Annotated in this window: 16 protein-coding genes; 3 read left to right on the top strand and 13 right to left on the bottom strand. The window is 66.4% G+C overall.

Annotated features, from left to right (window positions below; genetic code table 11):
* Positions 1–92 precede the first annotated feature (92 nt).
* The 13 genes from ACW4E8_RS18315 to ACW4E8_RS18375 form a co-directional block, all read right to left on the bottom strand.
* Entirely contained in the window at positions 93–2,366 is a 2,274-nt protein-coding gene (locus ACW4E8_RS18315; protein ID WP_456805808.1) for an FdhF/YdeP family oxidoreductase, read from the bottom strand.
* A 239-nt stretch (positions 2,367–2,605) separates the two neighbouring features.
* Positions 2,606–3,643: a class II fructose-bisphosphate aldolase gene (gene fba / locus ACW4E8_RS18320; protein ID WP_456805809.1), complete on the bottom strand. Its 1,038-nt coding sequence runs from the start codon at positions 3,641–3,643 to the stop codon at positions 2,606–2,608.
* Positions 3,644–3,685: 42 nt separating this feature from the next.
* A complete protein-coding gene (locus ACW4E8_RS18325; protein ID WP_456805810.1) occupies positions 3,686–4,927 on the bottom strand; it encodes a phosphoglycerate kinase in 1,242 nt (413 codons plus the stop codon).
* A gap of 9 nt (positions 4,928–4,936) precedes the next feature.
* Complete coding sequence (gap, locus tag ACW4E8_RS18330) at positions 4,937–5,947, bottom strand: type I glyceraldehyde-3-phosphate dehydrogenase (RefSeq protein ID WP_114133664.1); 1,011 nt, start codon at positions 5,945–5,947, stop codon at positions 4,937–4,939.
* A gap of 50 nt (positions 5,948–5,997) precedes the next feature.
* A complete protein-coding gene (gene gph, locus ACW4E8_RS18335) occupies positions 5,998–6,693 on the bottom strand; it encodes a phosphoglycolate phosphatase (RefSeq protein WP_456805811.1) in 696 nt (231 codons plus the stop codon).
* Positions 6,693–8,702, bottom strand: a complete 2,010-nt coding sequence (tkt, locus tag ACW4E8_RS18340) for a transketolase (protein ID WP_456805812.1) — start codon at positions 8,700–8,702, stop codon at positions 6,693–6,695. The genes gph and tkt overlap by 1 nt, the downstream gene beginning before the upstream one ends.
* Positions 8,703–8,730: 28 nt before the next feature.
* Entirely contained in the window at positions 8,731–9,609 is an 879-nt protein-coding gene (locus ACW4E8_RS18345) for a phosphoribulokinase (RefSeq protein WP_456805813.1), read from the bottom strand.
* A gap of 11 nt (positions 9,610–9,620) precedes the next feature.
* Entirely contained in the window at positions 9,621–10,715 is a 1,095-nt protein-coding gene (locus tag ACW4E8_RS18350; RefSeq protein WP_456805814.1) for a class 1 fructose-bisphosphatase, read from the bottom strand.
* A 55-nt stretch (positions 10,716–10,770) separates the two neighbouring features.
* Positions 10,771–11,496 (bottom strand): ribulose-phosphate 3-epimerase, encoded by a 726-nt coding sequence (rpe, locus tag ACW4E8_RS18355; protein ID WP_456805815.1) that lies wholly within the window; start codon positions 11,494–11,496, stop codon positions 10,771–10,773.
* A gap of 1 nt (position 11,497) precedes the next feature.
* Positions 11,498–12,262: an HAD family hydrolase gene (locus ACW4E8_RS18360; RefSeq protein ID WP_456805816.1), complete on the bottom strand. Its 765-nt coding sequence runs from the start codon at positions 12,260–12,262 to the stop codon at positions 11,498–11,500.
* Between the two features lie 3 nt (positions 12,263–12,265).
* A complete protein-coding gene (gene cbbX, locus ACW4E8_RS18365; protein ID WP_456805817.1) occupies positions 12,266–13,207 on the bottom strand; it encodes a CbbX protein in 942 nt (313 codons plus the stop codon).
* A gap of 151 nt (positions 13,208–13,358) precedes the next feature.
* Positions 13,359–13,778 (bottom strand): ribulose bisphosphate carboxylase small subunit, encoded by a 420-nt coding sequence (locus ACW4E8_RS18370; protein WP_010809290.1) that lies wholly within the window; start codon positions 13,776–13,778, stop codon positions 13,359–13,361.
* A 57-nt stretch (positions 13,779–13,835) separates the two neighbouring features.
* Entirely contained in the window at positions 13,836–15,296 is a 1,461-nt protein-coding gene (locus ACW4E8_RS18375) for a form I ribulose bisphosphate carboxylase large subunit (RefSeq protein WP_114133656.1), read from the bottom strand.
* 166 nt (positions 15,297–15,462) lie between these two features.
* Here ACW4E8_RS18375 and ACW4E8_RS18380 point away from each other — a divergent pair, with 166 nt between their 5' ends.
* The 3 genes from ACW4E8_RS18380 to ACW4E8_RS18390 form a co-directional block, all read left to right on the top strand.
* Positions 15,463–16,413: a LysR family transcriptional regulator gene (locus ACW4E8_RS18380; RefSeq protein ID WP_115013067.1), complete on the top strand. Its 951-nt coding sequence runs from the start codon at positions 15,463–15,465 to the stop codon at positions 16,411–16,413.
* A 218-nt stretch (positions 16,414–16,631) separates the two neighbouring features.
* The gene (locus tag ACW4E8_RS18385) at positions 16,632–16,853 is read left to right on the top strand and encodes a hypothetical protein (RefSeq protein ID WP_456805818.1); all 222 of its coding nucleotides are present in this window, start codon (positions 16,632–16,634) and stop codon (positions 16,851–16,853) included.
* A 227-nt stretch (positions 16,854–17,080) separates the two neighbouring features.
* On the top strand, positions 17,081–17,444 hold a 364-nt coding region (locus ACW4E8_RS18390), incomplete at its 3' end, for an RNA-guided endonuclease InsQ/TnpB family protein (protein ID WP_456805819.1).

Raw genomic sequence — 17,444 nt, forward strand, 5'->3', positions numbered from 1 at the left:
ACAGAGGGCCGTTGCGCGCGGGCAGGGCCGCGCGCAGCGGCGCTGGAAACCGGGCATGAGCCGTGCTTACGTGATGGTGGACTGGCCTGCCATTACGTCACCTCCGAACGCACCACGCGCACGGGCACTGACTTGTAGGACGGGGTGCCGCTGTCCTCGTCGATGTAGTCGAGCGGCACCAGCTTGTTTGCTTCCGGATAGTAGGCGGCGACGGAGCCGGGCGCAATTTCATATTCGATCGCGGTGATCTTCTCGAAACGCAGCTGCCGGCCCGCTGCGATGGTCTCGATGTCGACCAGGTCGCCATGCTCCAGGCCGCGCGCGGCCAGGTCGGCTGGGTTCATGAACAGCACGTCGCGCCGCCCGAACACGCCCCGGTAGCGGTCGTCCATGGCATAGATGGTGGTGTTGTACTGGTCATGGCTGCGGATCGTCACCAGCCGCAGGACATCGTCGGCATGGACTTGCTTGTCTTCGTGCAGCCCCTTGAACACGTAGAACTCGGCCTTGCCCGACGGCGTTTCCCATTTGCGCTCGGTTGGCGGCAAGGGCATGCGGAATCCGCCAGGGACCCGCACGCGCGTGTTGAAATCCTCAAAGCCGGGCACCGTCTTCTCGATCAGGTCGCGGATCCTGTCGTAGTCGGCAACCAGTTCCAGCCATGGCACCTTGCTGTCAGGCAGGGTCGCGGTGGCAATGCCCGCCACGATGGCCGGCTCGGAGCGCAGGAATTCCGATGCCGGCGCGAGCTTGCCGGCCGAGGCATGCACCATCGACATCGAATCCTCCACCGTCACCGATTGCGGCCCGGTCTCCTGCATATCCAGTTCCGTGCGGCCCAGGCAAGGCAGCACATAGGTCTCCCTGGCCACCAGCAGGTGGGTCCGATTGAGCTTGGTCCCGACATGCACGCTCAGGTCGAGCTTGCCCATGGCGGGGAAGCACTGCTCGGGATCAGGCAAGGCGACCGCGAAGTTCCCGCCCAGGCAGAACAGCGCCCTGGACTTGTCATCGATCATCGCCTGCATCGCGTTGACGGCATCGTGCCCGTGCCCGGCGGGCGGGCTGAAGCCGAAGGTGTCCTCGATCCGCTGCAGGAAGCCGGCCGACGGCTTCTCGGTAATGCCGACAGTCCGGTTCCCCTGCACATTGGAGTGGCCGCGCAAGGGGCAGATGCCGGCGCCGGGCTTGCCGAAGTTGCCGCGCAGCATCAGCAGGTCGCACAGCAGGCGCACATTGACCGTGCCTTCGTTGTGCTGGGTCACGCCCATGCCGTAGGTGACGATGGTGGCATTCGATTTGGCATAGGCCGCCGCCACCAGCTCCAGGTCCGCGCGGGTCAGGCCACAGGTCTTTTCGATATCCGCCCATTCGGTCGACCGCAGATCGTCGGCCAGCGCCTCGAAGCCCTCGGTGTGGACCGCGATGAAGTCGTGGTCCAGCACATTGCCCTGGCTGGCTTCCAGGTCCAGCAGCGCCTTCATCACCCCCTTGATGGCGGCGGCGTCGCCACCGGCGCGGACCAGGAAGTAGGACGACGCAATCCGGGTGGAGCCATAGGTGGCCATCTCCACCATGTTCTGCGGGTCTGCAAAGCGCTCAAGCGCCCGCTCGCGCAGCGGGTTGAACACCAGGATCGGCACCTTGCGGCGCGATGCCTCATGCAAGGTTCCCATCATGCGCGGGTGGTTGGTGCCCGGGTTGTGGCCGATCGATATGATCAGCTCGCACGTGTCAAAGTCATCCAGCGACACCGTGCCCTTGCCGATGCCGATCGAGCGCGGCAAGCCCACGCTGGTGGGCTCGTGGCACATGTTCGAGCAATCGGGGAAATTGTTCGTGCCATATTCCCGCGCGAACAGCTGGTACAGGTAGGCGGCCTCGTTGGAAGCCCTGCCCGAGGTATAGAACTCGACCTGGTCCGGCGTCAGCCCACGCAGGATCTCGCCGATGCGGGCGAATGCTGCCTCCCACTCCACCGCGCGGAAGGTGTCGGTGGCGCGGTCGTAGACCAGGGGATGCGTCAGCCGGCCAAAGTCTTCAAGCTCGTAGTCCGTGCGGTTCAACAGCGACGACACCGTATTGGCTGCAAAGAACTCGGGAGGCACCCGTTTGGTGGTTGCCTCCCACGTCACGGCCTTGGCGCCGTTCTCGCAGAACTGGAAGGTCGACCGGTGCTCCTTGTCGGGCCATGCGCAGCCGGGGCAATCGAAGCCGTCGGGCTGGTTGGTCCGCATCAGCGTGATCGGCGCCCTGACGGTATCCATCTGCGTGCGGATCGCCGTGGCGGTTGCCTTCAGCGCCCCCCAGCCGCCCGCGGGACCGTCGTACTTCCTGATGCCAGGCACTTCGCGTCGATTGGCCATGTTTGCTCCTTGTGCCGCGCCAGGTTGCTGGTGACGGCGTTGGGGTTAGTCACGCGAACAACTCCTGCTGCCGGTTTGCTCCCCTCGCCCGCTTGCGGGAGAGGGGCCGGGGGAGAGGGCTGGCGCTGGCATGCCGACAGCCTTTACTTCGTGGATGCACCGGCCCTCTCCCCCACCCCTCTCCCGCTCGCGGGGGAGGGGCGCGTATGCCTGGGCTCGTGGTACTGCAGATGGCGCCCTCAGGAATAAAGCTTCGCCACCCGCTCCAGCGACACCGGCTTGATCCGCGAGGCCTGCCCGGCGCAGCCGAAGGCCTCGAAGCGCAGCTTGACCACGCTCCTCGCCCCCTTCTTGGCCGCCAGCAGCGCCTTGCGCGGATCGAACTCGCTGCGGTCGTCGGACAAGGACTTGCGGATCGCCCCGGTCATGGCCAGGCGGATATCCGTGTCGATATTCACCTTGCGCACCCCCATCTTGATGCCGCGCAGGATCTCCTCAACCGGCACGCCGTAGGTCTCCTTGATGTCGCCGCCGTACTGGCGGATGATCTCCAGCCATTCCTGCGGCACCGAGCTGGACCCGTGCATCACCAGGTGGGTGTCAGGGATCTGCTCATGGATCTCGCGGATACGGTCCATCGCCAGGATGTCGCCGGTGGGCTTGCGCGAGAACTTGTAGGCGCCATGGCTGGTGCCGATGGCAATGGCCAGCGCATCCACGCCGGTGCGGGCGACAAAGTCGCGCGCCTGGGCCGGGTCGGTCAGCATCATGTCGTGCGACAGCGTGCCCTCCGCGCCCACGCCGTCCTCTTCGCCAGCCTGGCCGGTTTCGAGCGAGCCCAGGCAGCCCAGTTCGCCCTCCACCGACACGCCGATCGCATGCGCCATCTCGCACACTCGCCGCGTGACGTCGACGTTGTAGTCGTAGTCGGACGGGGTCTTCATGTCTTCGCGCAGCGAGCCGTCCATCATCACGCTGGTGAAGCCGGAGCGGATCGAGGCCTGGCAGATCGCCGGGCTGGAGCCGTGGTCCTGGTGCAGCACGATGGGGATGTCCGGATGGGTCTCGGCCGCGGCCAGCACCATATGGCGCAGGTAAGCCTCGCCGGCGTACTTGCGGGCGCCGGCCGAGGCCTGCAGGATGACCGGGCTGTCGGTTTCCTGGGCCGCTTCCATGATGGCGTGGATCTGTTCCAGGTTGTTGACGTTGAAAGCCGGCACGCCGTAGCCGAACTCTCCCGCGTGGTCCAGCAGCTGGCGCAAGGAAATGAGTGCCATGATGAAGCTCCTTTACTGATTGCAGAATCGGTGAGGTCGGGTTCAGGCGGCGGCGCGCTGTGCCAGCACGGCCAGCGCGGGCAGCGTCTTGCCCTCCAGGAATTCCAGGAACGCGCCGCCGCCCGTGGAGATATAGCCCACGCGGTCGGCAATGCCGTACTTGGCAATCGCCGCCAGCGTGTCGCCGCCGCCGGCGATCGAGAACGCCTTCGATTCAGCGATGGCCTGGGCCAGCACCCTGGTGCCATTGCCGAACTGGTCGAACTCGAACACGCCCACCGGGCCGTTCCAGACGATGGTGCCGGCGGCCTTGAGCTGCTCGGCCAGCATCGCGGCGGTCTTGGGGCCGATATCCAGGATCATGTCGTCGTCGGCCACGTCGTTGACGTCCTTCACGGTGGCCGCGGCGGTAGCGCTGAATTCCTTGGCGCACACTACGTCGACCGGGATCGGCACCGAGGCGCCGCGGGCGGCCATGATGTCGATGATGGCCCTGGCGTCGGCCAGCAGGTCAGGCTCCGCCAGCGACTTGCCGATCTTCAGGCCGGCGGCCAGCATGAAGGTATTGGCAATGCCGCCGCCGACGACCAGGTTGTCGACCTTGTCGGCCAGCGACTTCAGGATGGTCAGCTTGGTCGAAACCTTGGAGCCGGCCACGATTGCCACCAGCGGGCGCGCGGGCTGGCCCAGCGCCTTGCCCAGCGCGTCGATCTCGGCGGCCAGCAGCGGGCCGGCGCAGGCAATGGGAGCGTACCTGGCGATGCCATGCGTGGTCGCTTCAGCGCGGTGGGCGGTGCCGAAGGCGTCGTTGACATAGACATCGCACAGCGCGGCCATCTTCTGCGCCAGCTCGTCGCTGTTCTTCTTCTCGCCCGTGTTCATGCGGCAGTTTTCCAGCAGCACCACCTGCCCGGGCGGCACCTGGAAACCGCCCTCGGTCCAGCCGGACAAGAGCGGCACCTGGCGGCCCAGCAGTTCCGACAGGCGGCGGCCCACCGGCGCCAGGCTGTGGCGCGGGTCGGGCGCCCCCTCCTGCGGCCGGCCCAGGTGCGAGGTGACCATCACCGCAGCGCCCGCCTGCAGGCAGGCCGCGATGGCAGGCACGGAAGCACGGATGCGGGTATCGTCGGTGATAGCGCCCGCTGCATCCTGCGGGACGTTGAGGTCGGCGCGGATAAAGACCCGCTTGCCAGCCAGTCCGCCGGCTGCAAGCAGTGCGGCCAGCGTGTGCGGCGCCGCCGCGGGGTTCGGTTGCGGGTTCGTAGCATGGGATAGGCTCATCATGGCAACCTGCTAGCGTGCGTGGGCCAGCGCCACCGCGGTATCCAGCATGCGGTTGGAGAAGCCCCATTCGTTGTCATACCAGGCCGACACCTTGACCAGCGTGCCGTTGACCTTGGTCAGGGTGGCGTCGAAGGTGGAAGACGCCGGGTTGTGGTTGAAGTCCACCGAGACCAGCGGCGCGGTGTTGTAGTCCAGGATGCCCTTGAGCTCGCCTTCAGCGGCTGCCTTCAGGATGCCGTTCACCTCCTCCACCGTGGTGGGCCGCGCCGCCACGAAGGACAGGTCGACCAGCGACACATTGATGGTCGGCACGCGCACGGCAAAGCCGTCCAGCCGGCCGTCCAGTTCAGGCATCACCAGCCCGACCGCGGCGGCGGCGCCGGTCTTGGTCGGGATCATCGACATGGTGGCCGAGCGCGCCCGGCGCAGGTCTTCGTGGTAGACGTCGGTCAGCACCTGGTCGTTGGTATAGGAGTGCACCGTGGTCATCAGGCCGTTCACCACGCCCAGCTTCTCGTGCAGCGGCTTGACCAGCGGCGCCAGGCAGTTGGTGGTGCACGAGGCGTTGGAGATCACCGTGTCGGTGGCCTTCAGCACGCCGTGGTTGACGCCGTAGACGATGGTGGCGTCCACGTCCTTGCCGCCGGGGGCGGAGATGATCACCTTCTTCGCGCCGCCCTTCAGGTGGGCCGAGGCCTTTTCCTTGCTGGTGAAGAGCCCGGTGCATTCCATCACCACGTCCACGCCCAGTTCGCCCCACGGCAGCTCGGCCGGGTTGCGCTGCGCCAGCACGCGGATCCGGTCGCCGTTGACGCGGAAGGCATCGCCGTCGACCGAGACCTCGCCCGGGAAGCGGCCGTGGACGGTGTCGTACTGGGTCAGGTGCGCATTGGTGGCCGCGTTGCCGAGGTCGTTGATGGCGACGATCTCGATATCATGCCGCTTGCCGCCTTCATAGTGGGCGCGCAGCACATTGCGGCCGATGCGTCCGTAGCCGTTGATGGCAACCTTGATAGTCATGCTGTCTCCTTTAATTGTCTTGGTATCCTTGCCGGTCGCGCCGGCGCACATCAGGCGGCTGGCGCCAGCCGCGCCGGCGTCAGCAGCGCCGGCAATGCCTCCAGCGAATCGAGCAGCGCGTCGGCGCCCAGCGCCGCGGGCCCGCCGGGACCGGCGTAGCCATAGCGCACCAGGCAGACCGGGATTCCGGCCGCGCGCGCCGCCGCCACGTCCACCGCCGAATCCCCCACCAGCACGCCCTGCGCCGGATCGACGTCGAGCAGGTTGCAGGCGTGGCGCAGCGGTTCGGGGTCGGGTTTCATCTGCGCGATCGAGTCGCCCGCCACCAGCACTTCCAGGTATTGCGACAACCCGGTCAGCGCCAGCAGCGGCACCGCCAGCGCGCGCGGCTTGTTGGTGACGCAGGCAAGCCGGTAGCCTTGCCGCCTGAGCGCCTCCAGGCCTGCCTCCACGCCCGGGAACACCGACCCGAGGCGGCCGTTGGTCTCGGCATAGTGGCGGTGGAACATCGCCACGGCTTCGGCAGCCTCGACCTGCAGCGCGAGCCCGGCGGTCTCGAGCACGCGCCGCACCAGGTTGGGCACGCCGCGGCCGATGAAGCCGGCCACGGTGTCGAACGGCAATGCCGGGCTGCCGAGGTCGGCCAGCATGCGGTTGGCGGCCTCGACAATGTCGGGCGCGCTGTCGACCAGCGTGCCGTCCAGGTCGATCAGCACCGCGGTGCAGGGCATGGATGCGGTAGCCATCACGCTTCCTCCAGCAGCACGCGCGCGGCCGCCGCGACATGCGCCGGGGTCAGGCCGAAGTGCTGGTACAGCGCCTCGGCCGGCGCGGATTCGCCGAAGCTGTCGATGCCCAGCGCCAGGCCCTGCTCGCCCACCACGCCGCGCCAGAACCAGGTGCCGCCCGCCTCCACGCTGACGCGCGGCAAGCCCGGCGGCAGCACGGTGTCCCGGTACGCCACGTCCTGCGCGTAGAACAGTTCCACGCAGGGCATGGACACCACGCGTGCGGCGATGCCGGCATCGGCCAGGTCCAGTGCCGCGCGCATGGCGATTTCCACCTCGGAGCCGGTGGCAATCAGCACCACGCGCGGCGCCGGCACATCGCGCAGCACATAGCCGCCGCGCGCAATCTCCGCGCGCTGGGCCGCACTGCGCTCGAACGGCATCAGCGCCTGCCGCGACAGCACCAGGCAGCTCGGGCCATCCTCACGCTGCAGCGCGGCCAGCCACGCGTACGCAGTCTCGGTGCCGTCGCAGGGGCGCCAGACCTGGTTGTTGGGGATCAGCCGCAGGCTCGCAGCGTGTTCCACCGGCTGGTGGGTGGGACCGTCCTCGCCGAGCCCGATCGAGTCATGGGTCAGCACGTGGACCACGCGCAGGCGCATCAGCGCCGCCATGCGGATGGCATTGCGCGAATAGTCCGAGAACGTCATGAAGGTGCCGCCGTAGGGAATCAGCCCTCCATGCAGCGCAATGCCGTTCATGGCGGCGGCCATGCCGAACTCGCGCACGCCGTAGCTCACATAGTTGCCATGCCCGGCATGGTTGACCCAGACCGACGCCTTGACATTGGTCAGGTTGGAGCCGGTCAGGTCGGCCGAGCCGCCCAGCAGCTCGGGCAAGGCGGGCGTGAGCGCCTCCAGGCACAGCTGCGATGCCTTGCGCGTGGCGATCTTGCCTTGCAGCGGCGACGGCGCATCCAGCAACGCCATCAGCTCGGCATCGAAGCCTTCCGGCAAGCGTCCCTTGACACGGCGCACGAATTCCTCCGCCAGTTCGGGGTGCGCGGCGCAATAGCTGACGAAGCGCGCCTCCCACTCGGCCTCGCGCGCGGCGCCTTGCGCGCGCGCGTCCCAGGCATCGGCCACGTCCGCCGGCACTGTGAAAGGCTCGGCTTCCCAGCCCAGCGCCGTGCGCATGGCGGCGATCTCCGGCGCGCCCAGCGGGGCACCATGCACATCGTGCCCGCCGGCCTTGGCGGGCGCGCCCTTGCCGATCACGGTGCGGCAGCAGATCAGCGTGGGCCGGTCGCGTTCGGTCTTGGCCTCGTGCAGCGCGGCGTCGATGGCCTGCACATCGTGCCCGTCGACGGCGATCACATGCCAGCCGTACGCGGCAAAGCGCTTCGGGGTGTCGTCGGCAAACCAGCCGGCGACCTCGCCGTCGATGGAGATGCCGTTGTCGTCGTACAGGCAGATCAGCTTGCCCAGCCTGAGCGTGCCTGCCAGCGAGCAGGCCTCGTGGCTCAGCCCCTCCATCAGGCAGCCATCGCCAAGGAAGACGTAGGTGTGGTGGTCGACGATGTCGAAGCCGGGCCGGTTGAAGGTCGCGGCCAGCAGCTTCTCCGCCAGCGCCATGCCGACGGCATTGGCCAGGCCCTGCCCCAGCGGCCCGGTGGTGGTTTCCACGCCCGGCGTCACGCCAAGCTCCGGATGGCCGGGCGTGGCCGCGTGCAACTGGCGGAACTGGCGCAGCTGCGACATCGGCAGGTCGTAGCCGGTCAGGTGTAGCAGCGCATACTGCAGCATGGAAGCATGGCCGTTGGACAGCACGAAGCGGTCACGGTCGGGCCAGGCCGGGTTGGCCGGGTTGTGGCGCAGGTGGCGCCGCCACACGACTTCGGCCATCTCGGCCATGCCCATGGGTGCGCCGGGGTGGCCGGACTTGGCATGCTCCACCGCGTCGGCGGCCAGGAAGCGCAGTGCGTTGGCGCAGCGCGCGGCGGAATCGATGCGTTCGGGTGCGTTCATCTGTGGTGTCCTTGCAAACGACAATGGGTCACAGCGCGGCGCGCTTGCGGCGCTCCATCATGCGCAGCACGAAGGGCGTGAAGATCAGCTGCATGGCCAGTTCCATCTTGCCGCCGGGCACCACGATGGTGTTGGCGCGCGACATGAAGGAGTCGTGGATCATGCTCAGCAGGTACTGGAAGTCGATCCCCTTCGGGTTGGCAAAGCGGATCACCACCATGCTTTCATCGGGCGCGGGGATTTCGCGCGAGATAAAGGGGTTGGACGTATCCACGCACGGCACCCGCTGGAAGTTCACATGCGTGCGCGAGAACTGCGGACAGATGTAGTTCACGTAGTCCGGCATGCGGCGCAGGATGGTGTCGGTCACGGCCTCGGTCGAGTAGCCGCGCTGCTTCTTGTCGCGCCAGAGCTTCTGGATCCATTCCAGGTTGATGACGGGCACCACGCCGATCAGCAGGTTGGGATACTGGGCGACATTGACCTCGTCGGTGACCACGCCGCCGTGCAGGCCTTCGTAGAACAGCAGGTCGGTGTCGGCCGGCAGCGGCTCCCACTGGGTGAAGGTGCCGGGGTCCTGCCCGAACGGCGCGGCCTCTTCCGGGCTATGCAGATAGTGCCGGTGCATGCCCGTGCCGGTTTCGGCGTAGGAGCGGAACAGGTTCTCCAGCTCGGCGAACAGGTTGTTCTCCGCGCCAAAGTGGCTGAAGTTCATATTGCCGGTGCGCTCGGCCTCGGCCATCTTGACCTTCATTTCGGCGCGGTCGTAGCGGTGGAAGCTGTCGCCTTCGATCACCACTGACTTCACGCCTTCGCGGCGGAAGATGTTCTCGAAGGTACGGGTCACCGACGTGGTACCGGCGCCCGAGGATCCGGTGATGGCGATAATGGGATTACGTTCTGACATGGCCAGGCACCTCAGGCAGACGCGCGGAACAGGCTGCGCTCGTTGAACAGGGGACTCGGAAGGTCGGGATCGGTCTGGTCGGTGTGGTAGCCCTCGATCCGTTCCACTTCATTGCGCGAGCCGAAGATCACGCCGATGCGCTGGTGCAGCGCGCCCGGCGCCACCGACATCAGCGTCTGCCGGCCCGTGCTGGCGCGTCCGCCAGCTTGTTCCATCAGGAAAGCGATCGGGTTGGCCTCGTACAGCAGGCGCAGGCGCCCCGGCTTGGCGGGATCCTTGCTGTCGCGCGGGTACATGAAGACGCCGCCGCGCATCAGGATGCGATGCGCCTCGGCCACCATCGACGCGATCCAGCGCATATTGAAATCCTTGCCGCGCGGCCCGCTCTTGCCGGCCATGCACTCGGAGATATAGCGCTGCACCGGCGCTTCCCAGAAGCGGCTGTTCGACGCGTTGATGGCAAATTCCTGGGTATCGGCCGGCACCCGCAGGTTGGGGTGCGTCAGGAAGAATTCGCCCAGGTTGGGATCGAGCGTGAAGCCGTTGACGCCATTGCCCACGGTCAGCACCAGCATGGTGGTGGGACCGTAGAGCGCGTAGCCTGCCGCCACCTGGGCGCTGCCGGGCTGCAGGAAGTCCTGCTCGGTGACGGCACTTGCGCCTTCCGGGGCGCGCAGCACCGAGAAGATGCTGCCCACCGAGACATTGACGTCGATGTTGGACGAGCCGTCGAGCGGATCGAACACCAGCAGGTACTTGCCGCGCGGGTAGTGTTCCGGGATCTGGTAAGGCGCCTCCATCTCCTCCGACGCCATGCCGGCCAGGTACCCGCCCCACTCGTTGACGCGCAGGAAGGTGGTATTGCTCAGCACGTCCAGCTTCTGCTGGATTTCGCCTTGCACGTTGACGGCCCCCTCATCTCCAGCTTGATTGCTGGCCTTGCCGTGCAAGCCCCCCAGCGCGCCGAAGGCAACCGCGCGCGCAATTTCCTTGCAGGCCATGGCGACGTTGAGAATCAGGCCGTTGAAGCCGCCGCTGGCGTCCGGATAGCGGCGGCGTTCCTCGATCAGGAACTGCGTCAGGGTCATCCTTTGGACTTCAGGCATGACAGGTCTCCTATAGTTTGGCTATGTATTCTTGTGTGGTGCCGGTGCTGGCGGGCTACGTGATCGTGGCGGCCTCGCGCAGGCGGTGCAGGATGCTCCAGTAGCCGCCGTCGGCATCGGGCGCGCCGAACACGGCGCTGCCGGCCACAAAGGTGTCGGCGCCAGCGCGGGCGATCTCGGCAATGTTGTCGGCCTTGACGCCGCCGTCGATCTCCAGCCAGACCGGCCGCCCGCCGGCGTCCACCTGCCGGTCGATGCGTGCCCGTGCCTGGCGCAGCTTGTCCAGCACGCCCGGAATGAAGGCCTGGCCGCCAAAGCCCGGGTTCACGCTCATCAGCAGCACCAGGTCGAGCTTGTCCAGCGTATGGTCCAGCCAGCTCAGCGGCGTGGCCGGGTTGAGCACCAGGCCGGCCTTGCAGCCGTGGTCGCGGATCAGGCCAATGGTGCGGTCCACATGGCGGCTCGCTTCCGGATGGAAGCTGATGATGTTGGCGCCGGCCTTGGCGAACAGCGGGATCAGCGCGTCAACCGGTTCGACCATCAGGTGCACGTCGATGGGGATGGAGACCAGAGGCCGGATCGCCTCGCACACCAGCGGGCCGATGGTCAGGTTGGGCACATAGTGGTTGTCCATCACATCGAAGTGCACCAGGTCTGCGCCGCCGGCCTCGATCGCGCACACCTCTTCGCCCAGGCGCGCGAAATCGGCCGACAGGATGGATGGGGCCAGGCGGATGCCGCGCTGGCTGCCATGGCCGGTGTTGGGTTCAGTGGCGTGCATGTCAGGTCGCCTCGATCAGGGTGCCGTGGTGCCAGGCGCGCAACGCGGCAAGGTCGGCCCAGCGGTGCGCCGCGCCGGGCACGTGCTGGGGCATGGGTTCGCCGGGATCGCCAAGATGCGGCAGCACCAGCAGCGCGCCCTCGAAGGAGTCCTGCCCGCTGAAGGCGGTGGGCGTGACCACGGTGGGGATGCCGGCGGCCCGGGCGGCGCGCAAGCCGTTCTCCGAGTCCTCGATCGCCAGGCAGTCACCGCCTTCCAGGCCGAGCCGCTCCAGCACGGCCAGGTAGACATCGGGCGCCGGCTTCTTGATGGCCGTGGTGCCGGCGTCGCCGATGGCGGCAAAACGACGGCGCCAGTCCGCGCCAAGCGGCGCCTGCAGCAGCGCGTCGAGGTTGGCCGGCGTGGTGGTGGTGGCAATCGCCAGCGGGAGACCGGCCTCGCCGGCCTCGGCGATCAGGCGGGCAATGCCCGGGCGCAGCGGCAGGCCGCCCGCCCCCACGCGCTCGGCATAGTGGCGGGTCTTGATGGCGTGCACGGCGTCGATGGTTTCCTTCACCTTGCAGCCGCGGGCTTCTTCCGGGTCGACCATGCACCAGTAGTGCATCAGGCGCTCCTTGCCCCCGGCCACCTTGAGCAGGCGCGTGTAGAGCGGCGCGTCCCAGTGCCAGTCCAGGCCGACCTCGGCGAAGGCGGCATTGAAGGCTTGCAGGTGAGCGCTTTCGGTATCGGCCAGCGTGCCGTCGACATCGAAAATCAGGGCTTGCATGGCTTACTCCTTGGCCGGGGCCTGCGCGCCCTGCGCGGCCTTCGAAAACACGCGGCTGGCGAGCAGGTCAGACGCCGTGATGGTGGTCAGGGTACGGTCGTCGGCGACCGTGCCGGCATCGTCCAGCAGGCGCGAGGCATGGCGCAGCCGCGCGCGGTCCAGCGCATTGCGCACGCTGCGGGCATTGGCAAAGTGCGGCTGTGCCATGCGCCGGGCCAGGTAGTCGGCAAACACGGCCCGGCTTTCGTCGTCGAAGCGGTATTGCATCTCGGACAGCATCAGGTCTGCGATCTGGCGCAGCTCGTCGAGCTGGTAGTCAGGGAAATCGACATGGTGGGCAACGCGCGAGGACATGCCCGGGTTGGACTCGAAGAAGCGGTCCATGCGGTCCTTGTAGCCGGCCAGGATCACCACCAGGTCGTCGCGGTTGTTCTCCATCACCTGCAGCAGGATCTCGATGGCCTCCTGGCCGTAGTCGCGCTCGTTCTCCGGGCGGTAGAGGTAGTAGGCCTCGTCGATGAAGAGCACCCCGCCCATGGCCTTCTTCAGGATCTCCTTGGTCTTGGGCGCGGTGTGGCCGATGTACTGGCCGACCAGGTCGTCGCGGGTCACCGCCACCAGGTGGCCACGGCGCACGTAGCCCAGCTGGTGCAGGATCTGCGCCATGCGCATGGCCACGGTGGTCTTGCCGGTGCCGGGATTGCCGGTGAAGCACATATGCAGGCTGGGCGCACCGGCGCTGAAGCCGCGCGCGGCGCGCAGCTTGTCCACCAGCAGCAAGGCGGCGATATCGCGGATGCGGGCTTTCACCGGCTTCAGTCCGATCAGCTCGCGGTCAAGCTGGGCCAGCAGCTCGGTGATACCCGAGCTGGCCAGCGATTCGGCCAGCGATCCGGCCTGAGCAGCTGGCGGCTGCAGCGGTGCGGTCGTTTCAGGTGCGGACATGGCAGGCTCCGTGAGGATCATTCGAGCATCCGGCTCGAAGATTCGAGGCGCAGCTCCCCCCGGTGCGCGGCCTTGCGGCGGCGCAACCGTGGGATTGCACAGTCAGGAAATCGCCGACGGCAGCGCCGCGCGGCGGTTCAGCCGGTGCCGCTCAGTAGCGGCTGCCCTCGGGGCGTGCCTGCACGGCGTAGCTCTCGATCGAGTAGCGCATGGTGCGGCCGGGCTCTTCCTGGCGCACCAGGCGGAAGCCGGGCTCGTCCGCAGGACGGTTGACGATGAACGACATCACCACCGACTCCACCGTATGCGTCGAATCGAAAGCCGTGACGCGGATGTAGTGGTTGGGGAAGGTGCTGCGCGCGTTGTTGATCTCCAGCAGGATGCCGGCGGCATCGCGCAGGTCGAACATCGGCAGGCCGAACATCTCCCAGTAGGTATTGCGCGGATGCGGGTCGTCGGTGTACTCGATGCCGACCGCCCAGCCCTGGTTCAGGCAGTATTCAAGCTGGCTGGTGATCTGCGCGTCGGTGAGGTCGGGCAGGAAGGAGAAAGTGCCTTGAGTAATACGCATGATGTCCTCTCGTTCTTTGGGTTCGCTCGTCGTGCTTTGATGGCGTCGCGCCAGGGCTCAGGCCACCGACGCGGTGGGCGCGAAGTCCGAGGTGTCGGTCGGCGTGTAGTTGAAGCTGATGTCGCCCCAGGTATCGAGCGCAGCCCGCAGCGGTCCGCACCAGCGCGCGGCATCGCGCAGGATCTCCGGCCCTTCGTTGAGGATGTCGCGGCCCTCGTTGCGCGCCAGCACCATCGCTTCCAGCGCAACGCGGTTGGCGGTGGCGCCGGCCTGGATGCCCTGCGGGTGGCCGATGGTGCCGCCGCCGAACTGCAGCACCACGTCGTCGCCAAAGAGGTGGATCAGCTGGTGCATCTGGCCGGCATGGATGCCGCCGGAGGCCACCGGCATCACCTTGCGCAGCGAAGCCCAGTCCTGGTCAAAGAACAGCCCGCGCGTCAGGTCGGTATGGGTGTACGCATCGCGGCAGACGTTGTAGTAGCCCTGCACGGTCAGCGGATCGCCTTCCAGCTTGCCCACCGCGGTGCCGGTGTGCATGTGGTCGACGCCGGCCAGGCGCAACCATTTGGCAATCACGCGGAACGACACGCCGTGGTTCTTCTGCCGGGTGTAGGTGCCATGGCCCGCGCGGTGCAGGTGCAGGATCATGTCGTTCTGGCGGCACCAGTTGCTCATGGACTGGATACAGGTCCAGCCGACGATCAGGTCGATCATGATGATGACCGAGCCCAGCGACTTGGCGAACTCGGCACGCCGGTACATCTCTTCCATGGTGCCGGCGGTCACGTTGAGGTAGCTGCCCTTGACCTCGCCGGTGGCGGCCGAGGCCTTGTTGACCGCGTCCATCACGAACAGGAATCGGTCACGCCAGTGCATGAAGGGCTGCGAGTTGATGTTCTCGTCATCCTTCATGAAGTCCAGCCCGCCCTTCAGGCCCTCATACACCACGCGGCCGTAGTTGCGGCCCGACAGGCCCAGCTTGGGCTTGGTGGTGGCGCCCAGCAGCGGGCGGCCGAACTTGTCCAGGCGCTCGCGCTCGACGATGATGCCGGTGGACGGGCCAGCGAAGGTCTTCACGTAGGCCACCGGGAAGCGCATGTCTTCCAGGCGCGCCGCCTTGATCGGCTTGAAGCTGAAGACGTTGCCGATGATCGACGCGGTCAGGTTGGCGATCGAGCCTTCCTCGAACAGCGACAGGTCATAGGCCACGTAGCAGAAGAACTGCTCGGGGTTGTTGGGCACCGGATCGACCCGGTAGGCCTTGGCGCGGTACATGTCGCAGGCGGTCAGGCGGTCGGTCCACACCACCGTCCAGGTGGCGGTGGAGGATTCGCCGGCCACCGCGGCAGCGGCCTCGACCGGATCCACGCCGTCCTGCGGCGTGATGCGGAACAGCGCCAGCAGGTCGGTATCCTTGGGTTCGTAGTCGCCGTCCCAGTACCCCATTTCCTTGTACTTCATGACGCCGGCATCGTAGCGCTTGCGCGGCTTGGCTTGGACCGATTCAGGTGCGTTCATGCTTGTCTCCTTGCTTGGTTGAGCGTCGTGGCTACTGCGTTGATGCAAAGATATAAGCCCACCCACATAAGGTAAATTCAGATATTCTTAGCCCCTGTATAAGCAATCCCTTAAGTGCGGACCAAACTGCACATCACGGGAACATCCAAAGCCGCCCCCACCGCCCATGTCCTTCCTGCGCGCCCTCACCCTTCGCCAGTTGCAGATCTTCGTCACCGTGGCCAGGCACGCCAGCTTCGTGCGCGCGGCCGAGGAACTGCACCTGACCCAGCCTGCGGTCTCGATGCAGGTCAAGCAGCTTGAATCCGTGGTCGGCCTGGCGCTGTTCGAGCGGGTCAAGGGGCAGCTCACACTGACCGAGCCCGGCGACCGCCTGCTGCACCATGCGTCCCGGATCCTCGGCGAGGTCAAGGACGCCGAGGAAGGCTTGCAGGCGGTCAAGGACGTCGAGCAGGGTTCGATCACGATCGGGCTGATCAGCACGTCGAAATACTTCGCGCCCAAGCTGCTCGCCGGCTTTACCGCGCTGCATCCGGGCGTGGACTTGCGCATCGCCGAAGGCAACCGGGAAACGCTGCTGCGGCTGCTGCAGGACAACGCCATCGACCTCGCGCTGATGGGCCGCCCGCCGCGCGAACTGGACGCGGTGTCGGAACCCATCGCCGCGCATCCGCACGTGCTGGTGGCCTCGCCGCGGCACCCCCTGCACGACGCAAAGGGGTTCGACCTGCAGGAACTGCGTCATGAGACCTTCCTGTTGCGCGAACCGGGCTCCGGCACCCGCACCGTGGCGGAGTACATGTTCCGGGACCACCTGTTCACGCCAGCCAAGGTGATCACCCTGGGCAGCAACGAGACCATCAAGCAGGCCGTGATGGCCGGCATGGGCATCAGCCTGTTGTCGCTGCACACGCTGTCGCTGGAGCTGCGCACCGGCGAGATCGCGCTGCTGGACGTGACCGGCACACCGATCGAGCGCATCTGGCATGTCGCGCATATGTCCAGCAAGCGTTTGTCACCGGCCAGCGAGAGCTGCCGCGCCTATTTGCTGGAGCACACGGCGGAGTTTTTAGGGAAGGAGTATGGCGGGCTGATGCCGGGGCGGCGGGTGGCTTGAGGTTCTCCCGTCCCGCTCGGAACCCGCTGGGCAGCGGCAGCTGGTGAAGGCCTTCCGATGACAAAGGCTAGAGAATTGCGAATCCTCTGATCGCCATGAACGATCGCGATGGGAACACTAGAGGCATCACCGAAACAACGGTGATCGGGCGTAGCAACCTGAAACTCGCTAAAGGTGGCCGCATCATGCGGCCAAGTTCACGCGTTTAGGAGCTCGCAATGCAAAAACAAATCACGTCAAAACACGAAACCGCGCTGGCCGCCAATCCAGCCGACTGCCTCGAATCACTCGAGCACATCAGCGCCAGCCTTAGTTGCATCCTGTCCCTGCTGGAAGTGGAAAGCGAACGTTCCGAGGCATGCCACGGCATTCATTGCCTGGTGGTCATGATCAAGCTGCAGCTTGATCAGACTGCTGCGGAGCATTTCCCCTCGGACTGAGGCGGATGTCTGGCGCGGCCGCTACGAGGGCAGTCTTGATCAGTTGCGCGGCAAACCTCGCCCCTCAGGGCGGGGAAGGATAGCAAGGACGGCATAGCCGTCCTTGCTTTTGCCTCAGTGTGGTGTCTGCTGCTGCTCGATGTGTTTGCGGATGACCCGATGGGTGCACCGCCGCCCATGCCGAATATCGTTTTCACTGCTCATAGGCCAAGAGTATCATCCCCGCCATGCAACGCATCCAAGCCTTCAAGTACGAACTGATGCCGACCGGCGAACAGCAGCGCCAAATGCGCCGCTTCGCTGGCTCGTGCCGTTTCGTGTTCAACAAAGCGCTGGCGTTGCAAAAGGAAAATCACGACGCGGGCGGCAAGTTCATCGGCTATGTCGCGATGGCGAAGCATCTGACGGCGTGGCGCAACAGCTTGGGGACGGCTTGGCTGAAGGATGCGCCCGTCCATCCGCTGCAACATGCGCTCAAAGACCTCGAAAAAGCCTACAAAAACTTCTTCGAGAAGCGGGCCGACTTCCCGCGCTTCAAGCGCAAGGGGCAACGCGACAGCTTCCGCTACCCCGACCCGAAACAGATCAAGC

The organism is Cupriavidus sp. CP313 (genome assembly GCF_054072015.1).